23 protein-coding genes are annotated in these 21,214 nt (G+C 60.8%); 11 read left to right on the top strand and 12 right to left on the bottom strand.

Annotated features, from left to right (window positions below; translation table 11 throughout):
* Positions 1-31: 31 nt before the first annotated feature.
* Positions 32-424, bottom strand: coding sequence for a peptide-methionine (R)-S-oxide reductase MsrB (msrB, locus tag QMX97_RS11330; RefSeq protein ID WP_065901686.1), 393 nt, complete (start codon positions 422-424; stop codon positions 32-34).
* A 202-nt stretch (positions 425-626) separates the two neighbouring features.
* Here msrB and QMX97_RS11325 point away from each other — a divergent pair, with 202 nt between their 5' ends.
* On the top strand, positions 627-1,838 hold the full coding sequence (locus QMX97_RS11325; protein WP_025857865.1) for a pyridoxal phosphate-dependent aminotransferase: 1,212 nt from the start codon (positions 627-629) through the stop codon (positions 1,836-1,838).
* A 304-nt stretch (positions 1,839-2,142) separates the two neighbouring features.
* Complete coding sequence (htpX, locus tag QMX97_RS11320) at positions 2,143-3,030, top strand: protease HtpX (protein ID WP_034102803.1); 888 nt, start codon at positions 2,143-2,145, stop codon at positions 3,028-3,030.
* A 190-nt stretch (positions 3,031-3,220) separates the two neighbouring features.
* Here the strand turns inward: htpX and QMX97_RS11315 are convergent, their stop codons facing one another.
* Positions 3,221-3,877, bottom strand: a complete 657-nt coding sequence (locus tag QMX97_RS11315; protein WP_282396942.1) for a thiopurine S-methyltransferase — start codon at positions 3,875-3,877, stop codon at positions 3,221-3,223.
* 103 nt (positions 3,878-3,980) lie between these two features.
* On the opposite strand from QMX97_RS11315, the gene QMX97_RS11310 reads away from it, so the two are divergent.
* Positions 3,981-4,748: a class III extradiol ring-cleavage dioxygenase gene (locus QMX97_RS11310; protein ID WP_106804735.1), complete on the top strand. Its 768-nt coding sequence runs from the start codon at positions 3,981-3,983 to the stop codon at positions 4,746-4,748.
* Positions 4,749-4,758: 10 nt separating this feature from the next.
* Here QMX97_RS11310 and QMX97_RS11305 read toward each other — a convergent pair whose 3' ends face one another.
* Together QMX97_RS11305 and QMX97_RS11300 are read right to left on the bottom strand one after the other, a co-directional pair.
* A complete protein-coding gene (locus QMX97_RS11305) occupies positions 4,759-5,649 on the bottom strand; it encodes a hypothetical protein (protein ID WP_240435287.1) in 891 nt (296 codons plus the stop codon).
* Positions 5,650-6,078: 429 nt separating this feature from the next.
* Entirely contained in the window at positions 6,079-7,752 is a 1,674-nt protein-coding gene (locus tag QMX97_RS11300; RefSeq protein ID WP_065901692.1) for a DEAD/DEAH box helicase, read from the bottom strand.
* A gap of 422 nt (positions 7,753-8,174) precedes the next feature.
* On the opposite strand from QMX97_RS11300, the gene QMX97_RS11295 reads away from it, so the two are divergent.
* Positions 8,175-8,966, top strand: a complete 792-nt coding sequence (locus tag QMX97_RS11295) for a crotonase/enoyl-CoA hydratase family protein (RefSeq protein ID WP_065901693.1) — start codon at positions 8,175-8,177, stop codon at positions 8,964-8,966.
* Positions 8,967-9,065: 99 nt separating this feature from the next.
* On the opposite strand, the gene QMX97_RS11290 is transcribed toward QMX97_RS11295, so the two are convergent.
* Positions 9,066-9,821, bottom strand: a complete 756-nt coding sequence (locus QMX97_RS11290) for a spermidine synthase (protein WP_065901696.1) — start codon at positions 9,819-9,821, stop codon at positions 9,066-9,068.
* A gap of 124 nt (positions 9,822-9,945) precedes the next feature.
* On the opposite strand from QMX97_RS11290, the gene QMX97_RS11285 reads away from it, so the two are divergent.
* Positions 9,946-11,292 (top strand): 3-deoxy-7-phosphoheptulonate synthase class II, encoded by a 1,347-nt coding sequence (locus QMX97_RS11285; protein ID WP_106804736.1) that lies wholly within the window; start codon positions 9,946-9,948, stop codon positions 11,290-11,292.
* Positions 11,293-11,361: 69 nt separating this feature from the next.
* Here QMX97_RS11285 and QMX97_RS11280 read toward each other — a convergent pair whose 3' ends face one another.
* Together QMX97_RS11280 and QMX97_RS11275 are read right to left on the bottom strand one after the other, a co-directional pair.
* Positions 11,362-12,591, bottom strand: a complete 1,230-nt coding sequence (locus QMX97_RS11280) for a winged helix-turn-helix domain-containing protein (RefSeq protein WP_282396941.1) — start codon at positions 12,589-12,591, stop codon at positions 11,362-11,364.
* Between the two features lie 45 nt (positions 12,592-12,636).
* Complete coding sequence (locus QMX97_RS11275; protein WP_065901701.1) at positions 12,637-12,843, bottom strand: DUF1127 domain-containing protein; 207 nt, start codon at positions 12,841-12,843, stop codon at positions 12,637-12,639.
* A 70-nt stretch (positions 12,844-12,913) separates the two neighbouring features.
* Here QMX97_RS11275 and QMX97_RS11270 point away from each other — a divergent pair, with 70 nt between their 5' ends.
* The gene (locus QMX97_RS11270; RefSeq protein WP_120447963.1) at positions 12,914-13,795 is read left to right on the top strand and encodes a LysR family transcriptional regulator; all 882 of its coding nucleotides are present in this window, start codon (positions 12,914-12,916) and stop codon (positions 13,793-13,795) included.
* Here QMX97_RS11270 and QMX97_RS11265 read toward each other — a convergent pair.
* Positions 13,785-14,534 carry a sulfite exporter TauE/SafE family protein gene (locus QMX97_RS11265; protein WP_065901703.1) on the bottom strand — a complete coding sequence of 250 codons (750 nt, stop codon included), beginning with the start codon at positions 14,532-14,534 and terminating at the stop codon, positions 13,785-13,787. The two genes, QMX97_RS11270 and QMX97_RS11265, sit on opposite strands and share 11 nt — an antisense overlap.
* A gap of 108 nt (positions 14,535-14,642) precedes the next feature.
* Here QMX97_RS11265 and QMX97_RS11260 point away from each other — a divergent pair, with 108 nt between their 5' ends.
* The 3 genes from QMX97_RS11260 (at position 14,643) to QMX97_RS11250 (ending at position 16,720) form a co-directional block, all read left to right on the top strand.
* Positions 14,643-15,593, top strand: coding sequence for a LysR family transcriptional regulator (locus tag QMX97_RS11260; protein ID WP_106804740.1), 951 nt, complete (start codon positions 14,643-14,645; stop codon positions 15,591-15,593).
* A gap of 80 nt (positions 15,594-15,673) precedes the next feature.
* Positions 15,674-16,126, top strand: a complete 453-nt coding sequence (locus QMX97_RS11255) for a MarR family transcriptional regulator (RefSeq protein WP_213550980.1) — start codon at positions 15,674-15,676, stop codon at positions 16,124-16,126.
* Between the two features lie 174 nt (positions 16,127-16,300).
* Positions 16,301-16,720: an organic hydroperoxide resistance protein gene (locus QMX97_RS11250; protein ID WP_106804741.1), complete on the top strand. Its 420-nt coding sequence runs from the start codon at positions 16,301-16,303 to the stop codon at positions 16,718-16,720.
* 60 nt (positions 16,721-16,780) lie between these two features.
* On the opposite strand, the gene QMX97_RS11245 is transcribed toward QMX97_RS11250, so the two are convergent.
* Positions 16,781-17,353 carry an elongation factor P gene (locus QMX97_RS11245; protein WP_003172723.1) on the bottom strand — a complete coding sequence of 191 codons (573 nt, stop codon included), beginning with the start codon at positions 17,351-17,353 and terminating at the stop codon, positions 16,781-16,783.
* Between the two features lie 49 nt (positions 17,354-17,402).
* Positions 17,403-18,536: an elongation factor P maturation arginine rhamnosyltransferase EarP gene (gene earP, locus QMX97_RS11240; RefSeq protein ID WP_282396940.1), complete on the bottom strand. Its 1,134-nt coding sequence runs from the start codon at positions 18,534-18,536 to the stop codon at positions 17,403-17,405.
* A 132-nt stretch (positions 18,537-18,668) separates the two neighbouring features.
* Between earP and QMX97_RS11235 the strand changes: the two genes are divergently transcribed.
* Both QMX97_RS11235 and QMX97_RS11230 read left to right on the top strand, forming a co-directional pair.
* Positions 18,669-19,037 (top strand): hypothetical protein, encoded by a 369-nt coding sequence (locus tag QMX97_RS11235; RefSeq protein ID WP_282396939.1) that lies wholly within the window; start codon positions 18,669-18,671, stop codon positions 19,035-19,037.
* A 12-nt stretch (positions 19,038-19,049) separates the two neighbouring features.
* Positions 19,050-19,532, top strand: coding sequence for a GreA/GreB family elongation factor (locus tag QMX97_RS11230; RefSeq protein ID WP_065901715.1), 483 nt, complete (start codon positions 19,050-19,052; stop codon positions 19,530-19,532).
* Between the two features lie 71 nt (positions 19,533-19,603).
* Here QMX97_RS11230 and cysB read toward each other — a convergent pair whose 3' ends face one another.
* Entirely contained in the window at positions 19,604-20,578 is a 975-nt protein-coding gene (cysB, locus tag QMX97_RS11225) for an HTH-type transcriptional regulator CysB (protein ID WP_003189876.1), read from the bottom strand.
* Positions 20,579-20,682: 104 nt separating this feature from the next.
* Entirely contained in the window at positions 20,683-21,183 is a 501-nt protein-coding gene (locus tag QMX97_RS11220) for a universal stress protein (RefSeq protein WP_065901717.1), read from the bottom strand.
* Positions 21,184-21,214: the final 31 nt, after the last annotated feature.

Below are 21,214 nucleotides of genomic sequence, written 5' to 3'. Positions count from 1 at the left end.
TGCTACAGGGGTTTACGTTGGCCTATATCGCTCAGCGCGGGACCAGGTCCAGGCACACCGAGTTGATGCAGTAACGCAAGCCGGTCGGCGGCGGGCCGTCCGGGAACACGTGGCCCAGGTGCGCATCGCACTTGGCGCAGGTGACTTCCGTGCGGATCATGCCGTGGCTGACATCGCGAATCTCGACCATCGCGCTCTCGGCGATCGGCGCGTAGAAGCTCGGCCAGCCGCAGCCGGAATCGAACTTGGTAGTGGAATCGAACAGGGGCTCGTTGCAGCAGATACAGTGGTACACGCCATCTGTCTTGGTTTCGTTGTACTTGCCGCTGAAAGGACGCTCGGTACCCTTGAGACGGCAAACCTGGTACTGCGCGGGATCGAGCATGTCCCGCCACTCTTCAAGGGTTTTCTGCAACTTATCCATCGGTACACCTCGGCAACTGAAAAAGCCTGATCTGTGTCTTTTCCATGGATCAGGCGGCACGTATGATTGCGCCTCTTCAAAACGCCAGTCTGGCACCCGCGCAACCGGCATTCAAACGTATTTATGGGTGCGGGCCCCGCAGGATTCGCAGTACGGTAGTGTCCACACCGTCTGGATCGTTCATTTTCAGGATCACATCGCCATGCAGGTCAGCAAATCGAACAAGCTCGCCAACGTCTGCTACGACATTCGCGGCCCAGTGCTCAAGCACGCCAAACGCCTGGAAGAGGAAGGCCATCGCATCCTCAAGCTAAACATTGGCAACCCGGCGCCGTTTGGTTTCGAAGCGCCGGACGAAATCCTCCAGGACGTGATCCGCAATCTGCCCACCGCCCAGGGCTACAGCGACTCCAAGGGCTTGTTCAGCGCGCGCAAGGCGGTGATGCAGTACTACCAGCAGAAGCAGGTCGAAGGCGTCGGTATTGAAGACATCTACCTGGGCAATGGCGTGTCCGAGCTGATCGTGATGTCCATGCAGGCGCTGCTCAACAACGGTGACGAAGTGCTGGTGCCGGCACCCGACTACCCGCTGTGGACGGCAGCGGTGACCCTGGCCGGCGGCCACCCGGTGCATTACCTGTGCGATGAGGGCGCCGACTGGTTCCCGGACCTGGCCGACATCAAGGCCAAGATCACCCCCAACACCAAGGCCCTGGTGATCATCAACCCGAACAACCCCACCGGCGCCGTGTACTCCAGGGAAGTGCTGCTGGGCATGCTCGAGTTGGCGCGCCAGCACAACCTGGTGGTGTTCTCCGACGAGATCTACGACAAGATCCTCTACGATGACGCCGTCCATGTGTGCACCGCGTCGCTGGCACCTGACCTGCTGTGCCTGACCTTCAACGGCCTGTCCAAGTCGTATCGCGTGGCGGGCTTCCGTTCTGGCTGGATCGCCATTTCCGGGCCCAAGCACAACGCCCAGAGCTATATCGAAGGCATCGACATGCTGGCCAACATGCGCCTGTGTGCCAACGTGCCGAGCCAGCACGCCATCCAGACCGCCCTCGGCGGCTACCAGAGCATCAACGACCTGGTACTGCCCCAGGGCCGCCTGCTGGAACAGCGCAACCGCACCTGGGAACTGCTCAACGCGATCCCGGGCGTGAGCTGCGTGAAGCCCATGGGGGCGCTGTACGCTTTCCCACGCATCGACCCGAAGGTCTGCCCGATCCTCAACGACGAGAAATTCGTACTCGACCTGCTGTTGTCGGAAAAGCTGCTGGTGGTGCAAGGCACGGCGTTCAATTGGCCGTGGCCGGATCACTTCCGTGTGGTGACCCTGCCGCGTGTGGATGACCTGGACATGGCCATTGGTCGCATCGGCAACTTCCTCAAGTCCTATCGCCAGTAGGGTAGATGTCGCCGTACGACCGACATGCGGTCGTACGGCGAGTATCTGGCAACACTTCTCCACCCGCGCCCTAAGCCTTGGCACCTGTGGCGCCCGTTCTCGCACTTGCACCCTATAATTACAGGGCTGCAAGGCAACGGCGAAGTGATCCAACCGCGGCTAGCGAGCCGGAAAATCCCTTCAAGACTCTACATTCAGGCTGTAGGACACAGTTTGAAATAGTCGCTCGGTTGAATCACCCCATGCCGCACCTTATATACCCCGCAGTACGCGACATATTAAGCATGAGGAGAACTCTACAACCATGATGCGCATCCTGCTGTTCTTGGCCACTAACCTGGCGGTCGTGCTGATTGCCAGCATCACCCTGAGCCTTTTCGGCTTCAACGGGTTCATGGCGGCCAACGGGGTTGACCTGAACCTCAATCAGCTGCTGGTTTTCTGTGCCGTCTTTGGTTTTGCCGGCTCGCTGTTCTCGCTGTTCATCTCCAAGTGGATGGCGAAAATGAGCACCAGCACCCAGGTCATCACCCAGCCACGCACCCGGCATGAGCAATGGTTGCTGCAAACCGTGGAGCAGCTGTCCCGCGAGGCGGGGATCAAGATGCCCGAGGTCGGGATTTTCCCGGCATATGAAGCCAACGCCTTTGCCACCGGCTGGAACAAGAACGACGCACTCGTTGCGGTGAGCCAGGGCATGCTTGAACGCTTCTCCTACGATGAAGTGAAAGCCGTGCTGGCCCACGAGATCGGCCACGTCGCCAACGGTGACATGGTCACCCTGGCGCTGGTTCAGGGCGTGGTGAACACCTTCGTGATGTTCTTCGCGCGGATCATCGGCAACTTTGTCGACAAGGTGATCTTCAAGAACGAAGAAGGCCGCGGTATTGCCTACTTCGTGGCGACGATCTTCGCTGAAGTGGTGCTGGGCTTCCTGGCCAGCGCGATCACCATGTGGTTCTCGCGCAAACGCGAGTTCCGTGCAGACGAAGCCGGTGCACGCCTGGCCGGTACCGGGGCGATGATTGCAGCACTGCAACACCTGCGCTCCGAACAAGGCCTGCCGGTGCATATGCCGGACAGCCTGACTGCCTTCGGCATCAACGGTGGCATCAAACAGGGCATGGCCCGCCTGTTCATGAGCCACCCACCGCTGGAAGAGCGTATCGACGCACTGCGTCGTCGCGGCTGACCGCCGGCGCAAGACAAGAAGGGGCGATCTGATCGCCCCTTTTTTGTGGGCGCTTATATCGTCATCGCGGGCAAGCCCGGCTCCCACATTTGGATCGCGTAGCGGCCAGATGCCAGGCCGCCTGCGGGAGCAATCTCCCCCGCCACAGGTCTGGCAGCGTACCCGAAGCGGTGTAAATACCCAGGCCTGGTCAACGCATCGTCATCTGATAGACACGCTCATCCAGCTGCGTAACGCCGTCCTGAACGAACTTCCAGCTCTCGCCGAGGATGTCCTGCTCTTCCAGCACGCGCAGCGTCCATTGCGAGCCGAACAGCACCTTGACCTCGTCATCCGTCACCGCAAACGGCGGGCCGGCCTTTTGCGTCTGATCGTAATCGAGGGTGATCAGCAGCCCCTGGCAACCTGGACACAGCAACTGGTGCAGATGCTCGGCATACTGCGCGCGCATCAACGGCGGCAAGGCGATCAGTGCGGCGCGGTCATAAAGCGCGGTGCAATCGGCCACGGCCTCGGCGTCCAGGGCGAAGAAATCGCCGCACCACACCTCGATCAGATCAGCCTGGTACACGCTGAAGACGCCGCGCCGTGTGATGCGCGGCACCAGGTTCTGCTCGCTGAAAAACGCCTTCACCGCCTGTTCCGACAGCTCCACGCCGAGTACCCGCAGCCCATGGCTGGCCAGCCACATCAAGTCCAGGCTCTTGCCACACAAGGGGACCAGCACCTGGGCGCCCTGCGCGAGGGCCAACTGCGGCCAGTGCCGTTGCAGGTAAGGGTTGACCTCAGGCAAGTGAAAACCGATCTGATTGCGCGCCCAGCGCTCCTGCCAAAACTTAGGCTCCATGGATCACCCCGAAAATTCGATCAAATGGTGCTAAAACTTATATTAGATTTAGATCAATGATCTGATTGAAGATGGGCCCATGTTAACGCTCAGGACCCTCCCCATGCTCCCCAGCCTGTTTATTTCCCACGGTTCGCCCATGCTCGCCCTGCAACCCGGTGCCAGCGGCCCAGCCCTCCAGCGTCTGGCTGCCGAACTGCCACGACCGCGGGCGATTGTGGTGGTGTCGGCGCACTGGGAAAGCCAGGAGCTGCTGGTCACCGGCAGCCCCGCACCCGAAACCTGGCACGACTTTGGCGGCTTTCCCCCCGAGCTGTTTGCCGTGCAGTACCCGGCGCCGGGCAACCCGCAATTGGCCGGCGAAATTGTCGAACTGCTGCATGCCGACGGCCTGAACGCACGCATTGATGAGCGCCGGCCCTTTGACCACGGCACCTGGGTGCCGTTGTCGCTGATGTACCCGGCGGCAGATATCCCGGTGGTGCAGGTGTCCCTGCCCAGCCGCATGGGCCCTGCCCTGCAGACCCGCGTCGGGCACGCCCTCGCCAGCTTGCGCGAGCAAGGCGTGTTATTGATCGGCTCGGGCAGCATCACCCATAACCTCGGTGAGCTTGACTGGCGCGCCGGGCCCGAGACCATCACGCCATGGGCGTTGGAGTTTCGCGACTGGGTCGTCGACAAGCTGGCAGCCAACGATGAAAACGCCTTGCACGACTATCGCCGCCAGGCACCGAATGCCGTGCGCAGCCATCCCAGCGATGAGCATCTGCTACCGCTGTATTTTGCGCGCGGCGCCGGTGGCGCTTTCAGCGTGGCGCATCAGGGTTTCACCCTGGGGGCGCTGGGCATGGACATCTACCGCTTCGGCTGACGCGGTTTTGTCAGCCTTTCTTCTCATAACCAACGCCGTGAAAAGAGAACTTCAACTCCTTCCTTTGGCCAGCCTCTTTGGTAACTTGTTGATTACCTGTCATCGAGTTCTTATACCTACCATATAACCCTATGCTATTGATTTCACCCACTTTGACACTGCCTTTTTCGTCTCGAGTAAAGGGCGCAAAAAAACTGCCGCCAGTCGTAGCAATTTGCGAGCTTCGATTTATTCTTGCGCCGTACTGCTCGACAAACCCTGTATCTCTACCGGATAACGCAACCGCCTGATCGACATAAATATCTTTGACATGTTGCTTGGGCCTGGGCCTATGAGGATCCGTGACATCCTGAATAAACCCTTTCAACTTTCGAGGGTTTTCAGGATCCACTTCCACTGTAAGGTTATATTTATTCCCAAATTTGAAATCCACCAGGGTGCTATTACTGGCGCCCTTCATCCCATCAAACTCGGGGCGGCCTTGCGGCGCCTTGAAATGCGAGCCATATCCAGAAAATACAATCAGAGCCTTGCCATCCTCGCGTGGCTGCATTCCGATATAGCCGCGCCCCAGAGCTTTACCTTCCGCGGAATTAACACCAAACATCATCGCGTAATAAATCCCCGCATCCTTGCCACTTTTTCTTTGAAGACCTTCGTCGATACTCATCGGAAACGTGATGTTGCTCAAACCAGGTCCTGGCGCGGAAAGTGAGTAACTCACGCCATACAGGCCGTTGGGCGAGGTAGCTTCTTTCTTGATTTCGAGCCTTGGATCGCTGACTTTATCAAGCCTCGAAGTTTCGATAATCTTCATAGTCGAAACAGGCCCTGCAGGAAGACTTCTTCCTGAGCGCATTACCTCGACCTTCGAAGCAATATCGCGCTCCGTCAGTTGCAAGCTACTTTCATCACGCCGGCCGCCTCCTCGCTCAACCATCGAATTGACTGACGGTAACGTAGAAGAATAGACATTAGACGCAGGTATTATGTGTGGAAAACCCAGGGAATAATTAGTACTCATAGCAGCCACGGACTCTTTCTGAAGAGCAATCAATAGATGTCACATCATTCAAGGGTAGATGCTGTACAGCGAGGCGAGCAGTCAGAAAGGCCGCCTGGACGCGCGGACTTTTCCCAAAGTCGATAAGTTCTGCAGCTTGGCAGCTACAGCTGATAGCGAGCCACCGCGCCCATCTCGTTCGATGGTTTTGCGCTCTGGACCCGCGCATGCACTGGCGCGGCGCGTTTCATACCTAAGCGCACGACAAAAAAAATCCCCGAACCAGTCGGGGATTTTTTATGTGCGATCAATCAGCCCAAGGGCGGATCAATCTTCGCGGTAGCGACGCAGCTTCAGCTGCTTACCGGCAACGCGTGTGTCTTTCAGCTTGGCCAGCAGTTTCTCCAGACCATCTTCCGGCAGCTCCACCAGGGAGAAGCTGTCACGGACCTGGATGCGACCGATAGCTTCACGTGCCAGGCCACCCTCGTTGAGGATAGCGCCCAGCAGGTTCTTGGCCGCGATACCATCACGCGCGCCCAGCGCGGTACGGCAACGGGCACGACCTTCAGCCAATGGAACCGGAGCACGACGCTCACGATCACCACGCTCTGGACGGTCGCCGGAACGCTCTGGACGATCACCGCGTGGTGCGCTGTTCGGCACCAGTGGACGTTCTTTCTCGATCGCTGCCAGGGTCAGGGCCTGACCGTTGGTAGCCTTGCGCAGCAGCGCTGCAGCCAGGGCACGCGGGGTGCAACCGATATCGGCGGTCAGGCGGTCCAGCAGGTCGCCGTGGGTCGATTCAGCATCAGCCACCAGCGGCGACAGGCTGTTGGTCAGTTTCTTGATGCGGGCATCGAGAACGGCCTGGGCATCCGGCAGGCGGACTTCGGCGACTTTCTGACCGGTTACACGCTCGATCACTTGCAGCATGCGGCGCTCACGTGGAGTCACCAGCAGCAGTGCACGGCCTTCGCGACCAGCACGGCCGGTACGGCCGATACGGTGAACGTAGGACTCTGGATCGTATGGCATGTCCACGTTGAACACGTGGGTGATACGTGGAACGTCGAGACCACGAGCGGCTACGTCGGTTGCCACAACGATGTCCAGGCGGCCATCCTTGAGGGAGTCGATTACGCGCTCACGCTGGTTCTGGGCGATGTCACCGTTCAGCGCAGCGGCCTTGTAGCCTTTGGCTTCCAGGGCACTGGCCAGGTCCAGGGTCGCTTGCTTGGTGCGCACGAACATGATCAGGGCGTCGAAGTCTTCGACTTCCAGCAGGCTCAATACAGCCGAGGTCTTCTGGTCAGCGTGAACCAACAGGTGAGCCTGTTCGATCGCGGTAACGGTCTGAGTCTTGGTCTGGATCTTCACGTGTTGCGGATCGCGCAGATGGCGCTCGGCAATGGCGCGGATCGACTGTGGCAGGGTGGCCGAGAACAGTACGGTTTGACGGGTCGGTGGCAGTGCCTTGAAGATGACTTCCAGGTCATCCATGAAGCCCAGCTTCAACATTTCGTCGGCTTCGTCCAGAACCAGGTGGTTCACGGTCGACAGGACTTTCTCGTCACGACGCAAGTGGTCGCACAGACGGCCCGGGGTGGCAACGACGATCTGTGCGCCGTTACGGATAGCTTTCAGTTGCGGGCCCATCGGCGCGCCGCCGTAGACAGCCACAACGGTAACGCCTGGCATTTGCTTGGCGTAGGTTTCAAAAGCGGTTGCTACTTGCAGCGCCAACTCACGAGTTGGCGCGAGGATCAGGGCTTGCGGTTCGCGCTTGGCAGGATCGATGCAGTGCAGGATAGGCAGGGCGAACGCGGCGGTTTTACCGGTACCGGTTTGCGCCTGGCCAATCATGTCCTGGCCGGCCATGATGATCGGGATCGATTGCTGCTGAATCGCCGAAGGCTCTTCGTAGCCGGTCGCTGCGACGGCTGCAAGAATATTCGGGTTAAGATTAAAAGCGGCGAAGCCGCCGGTTTCCTGGGTCATGGGTCTGCCTCTAAGTGCATCCGCAAAGACCCATGCTCCAAAGCTGCGCATGCCGTGTTGAGACTCAAGAGTCGCCCTGGCTGCTTTGTCGGCGGGGATTTGCGAAAACGAATGAATGAAAAAGATTCGTCAAGGGAGAGTCCGCTGTGCGGACGTGCAGCCGAAGCTGACTTCGGGGAATTGCGCTACCTAAACGCGGCCCGGTTAAAGGCCGGCGCGCACTATACCGGAAATAGCTGAAAAAGGGAGCTTTTTTTATCGCAAAGTGCCGATAAACCGCGCTGCGTCACAGTCTTTGCGCGGCGGCCCGCAAGGGTCTATTTTTCAAAGGCCCGGCCCCGTTGGTCGTAACGCTTAAACGGTTCACCTGGCGATCAACACCTTTGGTCCGAAACCTTCCATTGCGCCCGAGGGCACCCCCGATGAATCAACCCAGCAGCAGCCGCGTCAGCCGTGAACTCCAGGGTCATGTCCTGCTGTTGGGCCTGGATCGAGTCGCCAAGCGCAACGCGTTCGACCTGGATCTGCTCAATGAGCTGAGCCTGGCGTATGGCGAATTTGATCGAAATGCAGACGCGCGCGTGGCGGTGGTATTCGCCCACGGCGACCACTTCACCGCCGGGCTGGACCTGGCCAACGTCAGCGGCGTGATGGCGGGAGGCTGGCAACCGCCGCTGGGCGGCTGCGATCCGTGGGGCGTGTTCGCCGGTCCCAGGGTGAGCAAACCGGTGATCGTGGCGGCCCAGGGTTACTGCCTGACCATCGGCATCGAGTTGATGCTGGCGGCGGATATCAACCTGTGCGCGAGCAATACCCGCTTCGCGCAGATGGAAGTGCAACGTGGGATCTTTCCTTTTGGCGGTGCGACATTGCGCTTTCATCAGGTCGCCGGCTGGGGCAACGCCATGCGCTGGTTGCTCACCGGCGATGAGTTCGACGCCCATGACGCCCTGCGCCTGGGCCTGGTGCAGGAGGTGATGGCGAGTGAAGACCTGCTGCCGCGCGCCATCGAACTCGCCAGCCGCATCGCCCGCCAGGCACCGCTTGGGGTGCAGGCGACCTTGATGTCGGCACGCCTGGCACGCATCGAAGGCGAAACCGTCGCGGCCGCCGCCTTGCCGCCGATGGTGGATAAGTTGCTCAACAGCGAGGATGCCAAGGAAGGCGTGCGGGCAATGATCGAGAAGCGTCCCGGGGTGTTCAAGGGTATCTGAACCGGCTGATGGCGCTATCGCGGGCAAGCCCGCTTCCGCAGGGTGCGCATTTCAGCCTGTGGGAGCCGGGCTTGCCCGCGATAGCGTCGACACTGGCGACTAAGTTGCCGGCCGAATCGCCTTGATCAACGGCTGCAACGAATAACCCAATCGCGGTGCCAGCGCCTCGGCACGCGCCGACAGCGCATCCAGGTCCAGCGCCTGATCGAGTTCCGAAGGCACCAGCAGAATCACATTGCCCTCCTTCACCGGCAGTTCCCAGTAATGCCGGTGGTACAACCCGCGCAACAACGCCGCCCCCAGGGGTTTGCCGTCGTCGGTGGCCCACTGGTTGATCACCAGCCAGCCGCCGGGGTTGAGTTTTTTCTGGCAGTTTTCCAGGAAGGTCCAGGCCAGGTGCCCGACGCCTGGGCCGACATCGGTATAAAGGTCGACGAAAATCAGGTCGGCCGACTCGGCTGTATCGAGCAATTGCAGGGCGTCGCCGATGCGGATGTACAGGCGCGGATCGTCGTCCAGCCCCAGGTACTCGATGGCGAGACGCGGCACATCGGGGCGCAGTTCGATGGCTTCGACGTCTTCCAGCGGCAAAAACTTGAGGCACGCCTGGGTCAGTGTGCCAGCGCCCAGGCCGAGGAACAGCGCGCTCTCCGGCAGCTCATGGCACAACGCGCCGATCAGCATCGCGCGGGTGTAATCGTACTCCAGCCAGCTGGGGTCGGCGGTGAACACGCAGCTTTGCTCGATGGCGTCGCCAAATTCGAGAAAGCGGTAATCGGCCACTTCGAGCACACGGATCATGCCGAAATCATCATGGACTTCGGCCAGCAGGCGCTCGACACGCTCCTCGGTCATCACTACTCCTAAAGGGTATACCGCACGGCAAAGGCGCGATTGTCGGCCAACCGGCGGCAACAGGTCACGCACTAATTGCTGATAACATTGACGCCCGACCGTCAACCACCCTATCGAGTTCATGATGAGCCAACCCTGGAGCCCCGACAGCTGGCGCGCCCTGCCGATCCAGCAACAACCCCAGTACCCGGACGCTGCGCACTTGCTGCAAGTGGAGCAGAACCTGGCCAGCTACCCGCCGCTGGTATTTGCCGGGGAAGCCCGTGAGTTGCGCCGTCAGTTTGCCGAAGTGACCCAGGGTCGGGCGTTCCTGCTGCAAGGCGGTGACTGCGCCGAGAGCTTTGCCGAGTTCTCCGCCGCGAAGATCCGCGACACCTTCAAGGTGCTCTTGCAGATGGCCATTGTGATGACCTTCGCCGCCGGCTGCCCGGTGGTCAAAGTCGGACGCATGGCCGGTCAGTTCGCCAAGCCACGCTCGGCCAATGACGAGACCATCGACGGCATCACCCTGCCCGCCTACCGCGGCGATATCGTCAACGGGATCGGCTTCGACGAAAAAAGCCGGGTGCCGGACCCGGAGCGCCTGCTGCAGTCCTATCACCAGTCCACCGCGACCCTCAATCTGCTGCGCGCCTTTGCCCAGGGTGGCTTTGCCGACCTGCACCAGGTTCACAAGTGGAACCTGGACTTCATCGCCAACTCCGCGCTGGCGGAAAAATACAGCCAACTGGCCGACCGCATCGATGAAACCCTGGCGTTCATGCGCGCCTGCGGCATGGACAGCTCACCGCAACTGCGCGAAACCAGCTTCTTCACCGCCCACGAAGCGCTGCTGCTCAACTACGAGCAAGCCTTCGTGCGCCGGGACAGCCTGACCAACGACTACTACGACTGCTCGGCGCACATGCTCTGGATCGGCGACCGCACCCGCCAACTGGACGGCGCCCACGTCGAGTTCCTGCGTGGGGTGAACAACCCGATCGGGGTCAAGGTCGGCCCGAGCATGAACCCCGACGACCTGATCCGCCTGATCGACATCCTCAACCCGGACAACGACCCCGGCCGCCTGAACCTTATCGCGCGCATGGGCGCAGGCAAGGTCGGCGAGCATCTGCCCAAGCTGATTCGCGCCGTGCAGCGCGAAGGCAAGCAGGTGCTGTGGAGCTCGGACCCGATGCACGGCAACACCATCAAGGCCAGCAGCGGCTACAAGACCCGCGACTTCGCGCAGATCCTCGGCGAAGTGAAGGAGTTCTTCCAGGTGCACCAGGCCGAGGGCAGCTATGCCGGCGGGATTCATATCGAGATGACCGGGCAGAACGTCACCGAGTGCATCGGCGGCGCGCGACCGATCACCGAGGATGGCTTGTCGGATCGTTACCACACCCACTGCGACCCACGGATGAATGCCGATCAGTCGCTGGAACTGGCGTTCCTGATTGCGGAGACGCTCAAACAGGTCAAGCGTTGAGAGGTTGAATCGCCGGGGCTGACGCCATCGCGCGCAAGCCCGGCTCCCACAAGTGCCCGCGATGGGGCTCTAAACAAGCCTGTCCCGACTGATCATCGCCGCCCGCAACCTGTCGGCACTTGGCCGCTGGCAATTGAGCTGGATCTGTTCCAGCCCCAGCCAGTCGGCCATCTGTCGAAGGTTCACGGCCAGCGCCAGCATCCCCTCTTCATCCAGCCCCGGTTCTTCTTCGTGCACCGCATGTACAGCCAGCCGCCCGTTGGCACGTTCGGCGCGCAAGTCGATGCGCGCGGCGATGCGTTCGTTGTGCAGGAACGGCAGCACGTAGTAGCCATAGACCCGCTTGTCTTGCGGGGTATAGATCTCCAGCCGATAGCGAAAATCGAACAGGCGCTCGGTACGCGCGCGCTCCCAGACCAGCGAATCAAACGGCGACAGCAATGCGCTGGCCGGCACCTTGCGTGGCACTTTCGGCGCGGGCAGACAGTACGCCGGTTGCTTCCAACCTTGCACCTGGCACACCTGCAACTGCCCGTCCTCCACGAGTTCGGCCAGGCGATTGCGACTGTCGGCAGGGTCGAGGCGGAAGTAATCGCGCAGGTCTTTTTCGGTAGCGACGCCAAGTGCAGTCGCGCTGTGCAACAACAAGCCGCGCTGGGCCTCGGCTTCGCCCACCGTTGTCAGCAGGATCTCGCCGGGGATCACCCGTTCCGGCAAATCGTAGAGCCGCTCGAACCCACGTCGCCCGGCCACGGTGACCAGCCCCGCAGCAAACAGCCATTCGAGCGCGTGTTTTTCCTCGCTCCAGTCCCACCAGGGGCCGGCGCGCTCCTCGCGAGTCGACAGACTCCCCGCGCCCAGCGCACCCTGCTGCTCCACGGTCTTCAGTACGCGTTGAATGACCGCCTGCTGCTCACGGCCAAAACGCGCCATTTGCGAATAAATGCCCTGCCCTTGCTGCGCCCGCTGCATGCGCCAGCGCATCAACGGGTACAACGCCATCGGCAGCAGCGAGGCCTCATGCCCCCAATATTCGAACAGCGAACGCCGGCGCCCCTGGCTCCAGGCCGCCTGTTCGAGGATCAACGGGGAGTAAGTGCCCAAGCGGGAAAACAGTGGCAGGTAGTGAGAACGCACCACGGCATTCACCGAATCGATCTGCAACACACCCAGGCGTTCGACCAGGCGGTTGATGTGAGCGGCCTTGATCAGTGCAGGCGCCTGGCGCCCGGAAAAACCTTGGGCGGCCAGCGCCAGGCGTCGAGCTTGCTTGAGTGAAAAAGACAGGTCGGCGGGCATGCGAATCTCCATATGGGCGCGCCGACTACCCTACTGCATCCCGCATCATTTTCGCAGCGGGTCTTGCCAGAAATGCAGGTGGCGATCCTGCTCGACGTCGCCGCGGTTAAGCCCGATATCCTTGAGCGCATCATCACTCAAGGCTGCCAGTGTCTGGCGCTCCGCATGCAGCGCCTGCCACCGCACAACCTTATGGAACAGCCCGGAAAACGGACGTTTCGCCAGTAACACAAAGCCTCTTTGACCTTTCATCTTCTCGCCCTCCAGTGGGGATGACGCGAGTGTGTGCTTGGCCTTATGATCAATCCAACGAATGTTTCTTATGCAATACATCTCAGAGATTGATCAATTGTCCGGCTACCCGAGCATCGACACCGAAGTGCTGCGTACCTTCGTCGCCATTGCCGACCAGGGCGGTTTTACCCGCGCCGGCGAATTGGTCAACCGCACCCAATCAGCGGTGAGCATGCAGATGAAACGCCTGGAAGAAGACGTACTGCAACGCAAGCTGTTCGAGCGCGACGGGCGTCAGGTCCGGCTGACGCCCGAGGGTCAGGTACTGTTGGGCTACGCGCGACGCATCCTCAAGCTGCACAGCGAGGTGTTCAATACCTTGCGCGAGCCCCACATGGTCGGCTTGGTGCGCATCGGCACGCCGGATGACTACGTGATGCGCTTCCTGCCGGGCATTCTCAAACAGTTTTCCAAGGCCTACCCGCTGATCCAGATCGAGATGCACTGCGAGGGATCAAGCGTGTTGATGCAGCGACGGGACCTGGCGCTGACCGTTATCAGCCGCGAGCCGGGCAATGATGTCGGTGAGCTGTTGCGCACTGAACGCATGGTGTGGGCGGCGGCGCCGTGCTTTTGCGTGGACGAGCACGATGCCCTGCCCCTGGCGATTCCCGGTGGCGACTGCCTCTACACGCAATGGGCCCTGGCGGCACTCGATTCGGCCGAGCGCAATTATCGCCTGGCCTACCACAGCTCCAACGGGGCGGCGATCCAGGCCGTTGTCAGCGCGGGCCTGGCGGCCATGGTCAGCATGGAAAGCCTGGTGACCCCGGACCTGTGCATACTCGGCAGCGAGGACGGCTTCCCCCCATTGCCCTCGATGAATCTGCGCCTGCTGCGCAACCCATTGCTGGCCTCGCCGATTACCGATTGCCTGGCCGACTACATCATCGAAGGTTTCAAACTTTAAACGTCAGCATCACCGCGCAGACCACCAGGAAGCCGCAAAACAGGCCGCGCAGTACACGCTCCGGCAGCGCATGGGCCACTTTCACGCCCCAACTGATACTGAGCATTCCGCCAACGGCCAGCGGCACGCCGATCATCCAGTCCACTTCGTGGTGCCAGGCGTAGGTGACCAGCGTCACGCTGGTGCTGGGCAGCGCCAGGGCCAGGGACAGGCCTTGGGCGACCACTTGGGTAGTGCCGAACAGGCTGGTCAGCACCGGGGTAGCAACCACCGCGCCCCCGACGCCAAACAGCCCGCCCATGGAGCCGGAAGCTGCGCCCAAGACGCCAAGCCACGGCCAGGAATAACGCATTTGCGCGGTGGGCGGCGCGTTGCGTGTGAACATGCGCAGCAGGTTGTAGGCCGACAGCGTCAGCAGGAATGCGATAAAGCCGATGCGCATGGCGCCTGCGTCCAGCCCCACCGCCCAGATCGAGCCGAGCCAGGCGAAGCTGAAGCCCATCACGCCCAAGGGCAGCGCATGCCTCAATTCGATACGGTTGCGCTGGTGATAACGCCACAGCGCCAGCATCACGTTGGGCACCACCATCACCAGCGCCGTGCCCTGGGCAAGTTGCTGATCGAGGCCGAACAACACGCCAAGTACCGGGATAGCGATCAAGCCACCCCCAATCCCGAACAGGCCGCCCACCGTGCCGAGGGCCGCGCCCAATATCAGGTACATCGCTAGATCCAACACCGTTCGCTACTCCCCCATTCCAAGCCGTGCATGCTACGCAGTCGCCCCTGGCACGGAAACGCACAGCAACGCACAATGGCTGTGCCAATTTCGCATAAGCGTACGCCTATGAACCCCAACACTCTTACCGATCAGCTCGGCCTGTTTCTGGATGTCCTGGAAACCGGCAGCTTCTCCGCCGCCGCCCGCCGTCATCCGCTGACACCCTCGGCGGTGGCTCGGCGCATCGACAGCCTGGAAAGCTCGGTGGGCAGTCGCCTGTTCCAGCGCAGCACCCACGCCGTGGTGCCGACGCCCGCCGGCCTGGCGTTTGCCGAGCGGGCGCGGCGGATTGTCAGCGAGTTGCAACTGGCGCGCGCCGAGGCGGTGTCCCTGAGCCATGCGCCAGAAGGCCTGATTCGCGTGGATGCGCCCGCAGCATTTGGCCGACGGCACCTGGCGCCGGTGATTGCGGATTTCCTCAACGTGTACCCGGGGCTCGATGTGCACCTGCATTTGATCGACAGCTTTGTCGACATGCAGGGTGCCCACTTGGGCAAGGTCGACCTGGTATTGCGCGCCGGGCATATCGTCGATACCCGCCTGATCGCCACGCCGCTGGCCAGCATCGTGCGCATTGCCTGTGCCAGCCCGGCCTACCTGAAGAGCCGTGGCACGCCCACTCATCCGCGCGAACTGAGCGAGCATGACGGCCTGGATTGGGACGGCCTGGCCCCCATGTTCGCATGGCGCTTCGAGCTGGATGGGCGCCGCGCCACCTATCGTCCGCAGCGCATCCGCATGAGCGCCAACAACGCCGAAGCGCTGCTGTCCGGCGCCCTCGCCGGGCTGGGGATCGCTCACTTGCCGACCTGGCTGGCCAGTGAATACCTGGTACGCGGCGAACTGTTGCCACTGTTTTGCGAGGATGGCCTGCCCAGCCCGGAAACCACCGGGATTTACGCCTTGCGCCTGGAACAGCAGGCGAATGCCCGCAGCCGGTTGTTGCTGGAATACCTGAAATCGCGCTTCAGCCCGGTGCCGCCCTGGGATCTGGCGCTGCAGAGCGGGCTTGTCTGACCACCCGGACAGAATTATCTGGCGCATTAAAGATTTGCCCGCTAGATTCCAGGCCAGATACGCTTTTTTGAGGCACCGCCATGAGCAAAAACCCTGATCCCTGCGAGTCCCTGATGCTGGATAACCAGCTGTGCTTCGCCCTGCACTCGACCTCGCTGCTGATGACCAAGGTCTACAAACCCCTGCTGCAAGCCCTCGGCCTGACCTACCCGCAGTACCTGGCCATGATGGTGCTGTGGGAAGAAGATGGCTTGACCGTCGGCGAAATCAGCAGCCGCCTGCTGACTGATCCAGGCTCGCTCACGCCCCTGCTCAAGCGCCTGGAGGCTGAAGGCCTGCTCAGCCGGACCCGTAGCCGCGAAGATGAACGGGTCGTCGTCGTCGAGTTGACCCCCGCCGGCCGCGCCCTGCAGGACAAGGCCATGGGCATTCCGCAGTGCATCCTGGGCGCCAGCGGACTGGAGCTGGAACAGTTGCTCAAGCTGCAGGCTGACCTGATTGCCTTGCGCAGTCATTTGCAAGCCAGCGTCTAACCCCACTTCCCCCTTGTAGGAGCCGGCTTGCCGGCAAGCCGGCTCCTACCGTTTGTGCATCGAGGCGAAAATTTTTAAAATTTATCTTGCGCGCTAAACATTAGCGCTATACATTCGCTTCACCAACTACTTAGCGCGCAAACATTTAGCGCTAAAAACCAAGAGGACGACACCATGCAAACGCTCTATACCGCAGTAGCCACCGCCACCGGCGGCCGTGATGGTCGCGCTGTCTCCAGCGACAACATCCTCGACGTCAAACTCTCCACCCCCAAGGAATTGGGCGGTGCCGGTGGCCAGGCCACCAACCCTGAGCAACTGTTCGCCGCCGGCTATTCGGCCTGCTTCATCGGCGCACTGAAATTCGTCGCCAGCCAGACTAAACGCAAAATCCCGGATGACGCCTCGATCACTGCCCACGTCGGCATCGGCCAGATCCCCGGTGGTTTCGGCCTGGATATCGACCTGCATATCAGCCTGCCGGGCCTGGCCCAGGACGAGGCGCAAAGCCTGGTCGATGCCGCCCACCAGGTGTGCCCGTACTCCAACGCCACCCGTGGCAATGTCGAAGTACGCCTGCACGTTGCCGTCTGATAAACAGCCGCGCATAAAAAAACCCGACGCTAAGTCGGGTTTTTTGTTGGCGAGCCAGAATTACTTCTTGGCGCGGCCTTTGTACGAACCACCTTCGCGGGTGTCGATCTCGATCAGGTCGTCGATTTCGATGAAATCGGCTACTTGCAGTTCGGTACCGTTGCTCAGCTTGGCTGGCTTCATTACCTTGCCCGAAGTGTCGCCGCGAGCAGAACCTTCGGTGTAGGCAACCTTACGCACGATAGTGGTCGGCAGCTCTACGGAAACCAGGCGCTCTTCGAAGAAAATAGCTTCGCAGACGTCTTCCATGCCTTCTTCGATGAACGGCAGAACGGCTTCGATATCTTCAGCGTTCAGCTCGTACATGGTGTAGTCGGTGGTGTCCATGAACGTGTAGGTGTCGCCGCTGATGAAGGACAGGGTCGCTTCTTTGCGGTCGAGGATCACGTCGTCCAGTTTGTCATCGGCGCTGTAGACGATCTCGGTCTTGTAACCGGTCAGCAGGTTCTTCAGCTTGGTCTTCATGATTGCGCTGTTACGACCAGACTTGGTGAACTCAGCTTTCTGAACCAGCCAAGGGTCGTTTTCGAGACGGATCACTGTACCGGGTTTCAGTTCTTTACCAGTTTTCATTGCGTATATCCGAAATTTGGATGGGATTTACAAAAATCAAGGTCGCGTATCATATCCAACTTTCATAAAACTGTACCAGCGCCGTCGCAAGATCGGCCTGCAAGCCTTGTTCCAGACACCACGTCTGCGCATGCTGGTTCACCTCCGGCCAGTGCTCCAGCAGCATTTTCCACGCTTGTGCCATATCGCCATCAGTGTTCCAGGCCTGCCAGAGGGCGATCAATGCAGCGCTGGCAGCCGGTGATAAAGCCGCGGTGTACAGCGCGAGGAAGGCATCGAGCTTGTCGAGGTGGATGTCTTCGTCCTGCCGATAGATGTGCCACAACAGCGGCCGCCCGGCCCACTGGGCACGCACGAACGAGTCTTCGCCGCGCACCGCATTGAAGTCGCAGCACCAGAGCAGGCGGTCATATTGCTCCTGGCGCACGAACGGCAGCACCTGCACGGTCAGGGCGTCGCGCTGATGCACGTCCCCCGCCACCAGGCCCTCCACGCCAAGCCAGCGCTGCACATCACCGAGGATGCGCCCTTCCGGGACCAACAGGTGCGTGGGCCGCACGTCGCTCGACAACACATCCAGCCAACGGCCCAGCCCGGCATTTTCGTAGGCGAACAATGAAATCAGGCGTGCTCCCTCTGTCGCAAATACGCCCAGGGCCTGCAGGAACTGGCGCTGTGCAGCTGCGTCCTGCTGAAACGCCTGGCGCTGCTCCAGCAATCCAGCCTCGCGCAGCAGCCCACCGGTGCCCGGTCGGAAGCCCGGGAAAAAGAAGTACTTCTGCACCCCCTTGAACTTCACTGACGGCAGGCGATGACAACCCACCACCCACTCTTCGGCGCTGAGGTAGTCCAGGTTCATCCACAAGGGCGCACGCGCGCTTGCGGCCATGGCTTCCATGTACTCGGGCGGCAACTGGCAGGCGAACGCGGCGATGACTACATCGGCGGAGGCCGTGTCCCGCCATTCGGTCGGCCAGAAGCGCACTTCCACGCCCTCTTGCCATTGCTCGTCCAGGTGCACATCGATTTCCGGGCACATGCGCTCGAAGGCCCGCAGGTCGTCGACCCACAAACGCACGTTACAGGCGTGCTCCACCACCAATTGCCGGGCCAGGCGCCAGGTCACGCCGATGTCGCCGTAATTGTCGACGACGCTGCAAAAAATATCCCAGCGGGCTTTCATTCCGGGCTCCTACGATCAAAGGCCCGATTGTCCGCATAAATGCCCTGATGCAGAAGGCTTGATCGCGATTATTCTGCACAGCGGCTGTGCGACAATCGCCGCCACGCCGCAATTGCCTGCCAGGAGGCCATCATGTCGGATCAATCGTTGTCGCTGCCCAAGCTTACGTTCGCCATCGCCCTGGGGGTGTGGCTGGGGTTTATCGCCATTGTGCTGACCAGTTGGCTGGCATCGCGCTACCTCTTCCCGCAAACCCTGGCGCCCGTGGCCCAAGCCGTCCAGCAACTGGGTAAACCGGCAGTGGCTGCGCCGGAGCCGCCGAACCGAATGTTCGAGCAGTATCAACAGAACCTGCAGAAGCAAGAGCAACAGCAAAGCCTGGATCAGGCCCGCACCAACGCGCGCAACCTGTCCAACCCCAAGTGCCAGTTCTGGCTGCAACAGGACCAGAACGCGCCCAATGAAAAGAGCCGGGCAAATGTCCTGCAGTTTTGCGAATGATCAAGCACAGCCATGAATAAACACGCCGTCCACCAGCTTGTGCTGGAGAAGCTCAGCGTCGATCTCGACATTGCCCAACGCGCCGCGCAGACCGCCTACGAAACCGCGACCCACGAAGAAAACATCGCCGAAAACAAATACGACACCCTGGGCCTCGAGGCGTCCTACCTCGCGGCGGGCCAAGCCAAACGGGTCGAGGAAATCAAGCAGGCGCTGGCGCTGTGCCAGAGCATGCCGTTGCGTGCTTATGATGATCAGCGCGGTATAGAAATCGGCGCGCTACTCGGGTTGGAAGACGAGCACGGTCGCCAGCAGTGGCTGTTCCTGGCGCCGGACGCGGCGGGTTTGAAAGTGGATGTGGTCGGGCAACCGGTGACCGTCATCACCCCGCGCTCGCCGCTGGGCAAGAGCCTGCTGCACAAATTCGAAGGGGATGAGGTGGAGATTCTGGTGGCGGGCGCCCGGCAGCACTTTACGGTGACCGAGGCCAAATAAACGCCTGCAGGAGCGAGCTGATAGTGGCGAAGGAGCACGCTCCCTCACCACGGCAAGCCAGCCCTGCAATGTCAGTGAACCGGCAATTCGACGCCGTCGAACAGTTCTTCCAGTTCCTGCTTGTTGTGGCACTGGATCGCCTTGGCCATGACTTCACGGGTCAGGTGTGGCGCGAATTTTTCGATGAAGTCGCACATGAAGCCGCGCAGGAACGTGCCGCGACGGAAGCCGATCTTGGTCACGCTGGACTCGAACAACTCGCTGGCATCGAGCACCACCAGGTCTTTGTCGAGGTTGGTATCGACGGCCATCTTGGCCACGATGCCCACGCCCAGGCCCAGGCGCACGTAAGTCTTGATCACGTCGGCGTCGGCGGCGGTGAACACCACTTTCGGCGTGAGGCCGCGATGGCTGAAAGCCTCGTCGAGCTTGGAACGGCCGGTGAAACCAAACACGTAGGTCACGATCGGGTATTCGGCCAGGGCTTCCAGCGTCAGCTTCGGCAGCTTGGCCAACGGGTGACCTTGAGGCACGACCACGCAACGGTTCCAGCGGTAGCACGGCATCATCACCAGGTCACCGAACAGCTCCAGGGCTTCAGTGGCGATGGCGAAATCGACGGTGCCGTCAGCTGCCATTTCGGCGATCTGCATCGGCGAGCCCTGGTGCATGTGCAGCGCGACGTCAGGGTATTGCTTGATGAAATCGCGGATCACCGGCGGCAAGGCATAACGCGCCTGGGTGTGGGTGGTAGCGATGGACAGGGTGCCCTTCTTCTCGTTGGAGAATTCCTGGGCGATCTGCTTGATGCTTTCGACTTTGCGCAGGATCTCGCCGGCGGTGGTGATGATGCGCTCACCCGCCGGGGTGACACGGGTCAGGTGCTTGCCGCTGCGCGCGAACACTTCGACGCCCAGCTCGTCTTCGAGCAGGCGGATCTGCTTGCTGATACCGGGTTGCGAGGTGTAGAGGCTTTGAGCGGTAGCGGAAACGTTGAGGTCGTGGTGCGCCACTTCCCAGATGTAGCGCAGTTGTTGAAGCTTCATATGTGTCCCTCAAAGCAAATAGACGCCACGGGTATCAGCGACGGTATATAACTATATTAAAGGTTTGACGGATAAATCTAGAACTTTTTATCGTTATTTACCCATCACACGTCATCACTGCGTCGACGTTGTAACGAAGGCACCAGGTAAACCGGCACGGTAGACAGCTGCAACACCCGAGCTGCGGTACGCCCCAGCGGAGTGGCAGCCGAAGTCGCGTGGCTGTGGCTGCCGACGATCAGCAGGTCTACGGAGAGTTTGCGCAATTGATCGAGTATGACCTCGCACGGATCCCCCTGGATCACCCGTACCGAGCGAATCACTTTCAGGTCCTGCTCCCCTTCCCCCAACTCCTCGCGAAAACTGTCCAGCACCCGCTGCTCGATCGTCGCCATCACCGTGGTCAGCCCCTGGCTCTGCCATTCACTCAGGGCCTTCTCATCAAGGTAGCTCTGCAACACCGATTCGGCGAACAACCCGATCGGCTCGACCACGTGGATCACGTACAGATCTGCCTTGAACGTCCGCGCCAGCGCCAACGCATGCTGCATCACATAAGGCGCGTACAGACCAAGGTCCGTGGCAAAGAGCATCGAGCGAATCATAGAACCTCCTGGACTGCCAGGACGGCGGAGA

Source organism: Pseudomonas sp. PS01298, assembly GCF_029959745.1.
Classification (GTDB): Bacteria; Pseudomonadota; Gammaproteobacteria; order Pseudomonadales; family Pseudomonadaceae; genus Aquipseudomonas; species Aquipseudomonas aylmerensis.
This window is presented reverse-complemented; position numbering and strand designations above follow the sequence as displayed.

Excerpts from the sequence above, each read along its gene's own strand:
- QMX97_RS11250 (WP_106804741.1), top strand. The coding sequence starts at position 16,301 with ATGCAAACGCTCTATACCGCAGTAGCCACCGCCACCGGCGGCCGTGAT.
- QMX97_RS11275 (WP_065901701.1), bottom strand. The coding sequence starts at position 12,843 with ATGAAAGGTCAAAGAGGCTTTGTGTTACTGGCGAAACGTCCGTTTTCC.
- QMX97_RS11270 (WP_120447963.1), top strand. The coding sequence starts at position 12,914 with ATGCAATACATCTCAGAGATTGATCAATTGTCCGGCTACCCGAGCATC.
- QMX97_RS11290 (WP_065901696.1), bottom strand. The coding sequence starts at position 9,821 with ATGACCGAGGAGCGTGTCGAGCGCCTGCTGGCCGAAGTCCATGATGAT.
- QMX97_RS11285 (WP_106804736.1), top strand. The coding sequence starts at position 9,946 with ATGAGCCAACCCTGGAGCCCCGACAGCTGGCGCGCCCTGCCGATCCAG.
- QMX97_RS11235 (WP_282396939.1), top strand. The coding sequence starts at position 18,669 with ATGTCGGATCAATCGTTGTCGCTGCCCAAGCTTACGTTCGCCATCGCC.
- QMX97_RS11280 (WP_282396941.1), bottom strand. The coding sequence starts at position 12,591 with ATGCCCGCCGACCTGTCTTTTTCACTCAAGCAAGCTCGACGCCTGGCG.
- QMX97_RS11300 (WP_065901692.1), bottom strand. The coding sequence starts at position 7,752 with ATGACCCAGGAAACCGGCGGCTTCGCCGCTTTTAATCTTAACCCGAAT.
- QMX97_RS11230 (WP_065901715.1), top strand. The coding sequence starts at position 19,050 with ATGAATAAACACGCCGTCCACCAGCTTGTGCTGGAGAAGCTCAGCGTC.
- QMX97_RS11255 (WP_213550980.1), top strand. The coding sequence starts at position 15,674 with ATGAGCAAAAACCCTGATCCCTGCGAGTCCCTGATGCTGGATAACCAG.
- QMX97_RS11220 (WP_065901717.1), bottom strand. The coding sequence starts at position 21,183 with ATGATTCGCTCGATGCTCTTTGCCACGGACCTTGGTCTGTACGCGCCT.
- cysB (WP_003189876.1), bottom strand. The coding sequence starts at position 20,578 with ATGAAGCTTCAACAACTGCGCTACATCTGGGAAGTGGCGCACCACGAC.
- msrB (WP_065901686.1), bottom strand. The coding sequence starts at position 424 with ATGGATAAGTTGCAGAAAACCCTTGAAGAGTGGCGGGACATGCTCGAT.
- earP (WP_282396940.1), bottom strand. The coding sequence starts at position 18,536 with ATGAAAGCCCGCTGGGATATTTTTTGCAGCGTCGTCGACAATTACGGC.
- QMX97_RS11295 (WP_065901693.1), top strand. The coding sequence starts at position 8,175 with ATGAATCAACCCAGCAGCAGCCGCGTCAGCCGTGAACTCCAGGGTCAT.
- QMX97_RS11245 (WP_003172723.1), bottom strand. The coding sequence starts at position 17,353 with ATGAAAACTGGTAAAGAACTGAAACCCGGTACAGTGATCCGTCTCGAA.
- QMX97_RS11260 (WP_106804740.1), top strand. The coding sequence starts at position 14,643 with ATGAACCCCAACACTCTTACCGATCAGCTCGGCCTGTTTCTGGATGTC.
- QMX97_RS11310 (WP_106804735.1), top strand. The coding sequence starts at position 3,981 with ATGCTCCCCAGCCTGTTTATTTCCCACGGTTCGCCCATGCTCGCCCTG.
- QMX97_RS11325 (WP_025857865.1), top strand. The coding sequence starts at position 627 with ATGCAGGTCAGCAAATCGAACAAGCTCGCCAACGTCTGCTACGACATT.
- QMX97_RS11315 (WP_282396942.1), bottom strand. The coding sequence starts at position 3,877 with ATGGAGCCTAAGTTTTGGCAGGAGCGCTGGGCGCGCAATCAGATCGGT.
- htpX (WP_034102803.1), top strand. The coding sequence starts at position 2,143 with ATGATGCGCATCCTGCTGTTCTTGGCCACTAACCTGGCGGTCGTGCTG.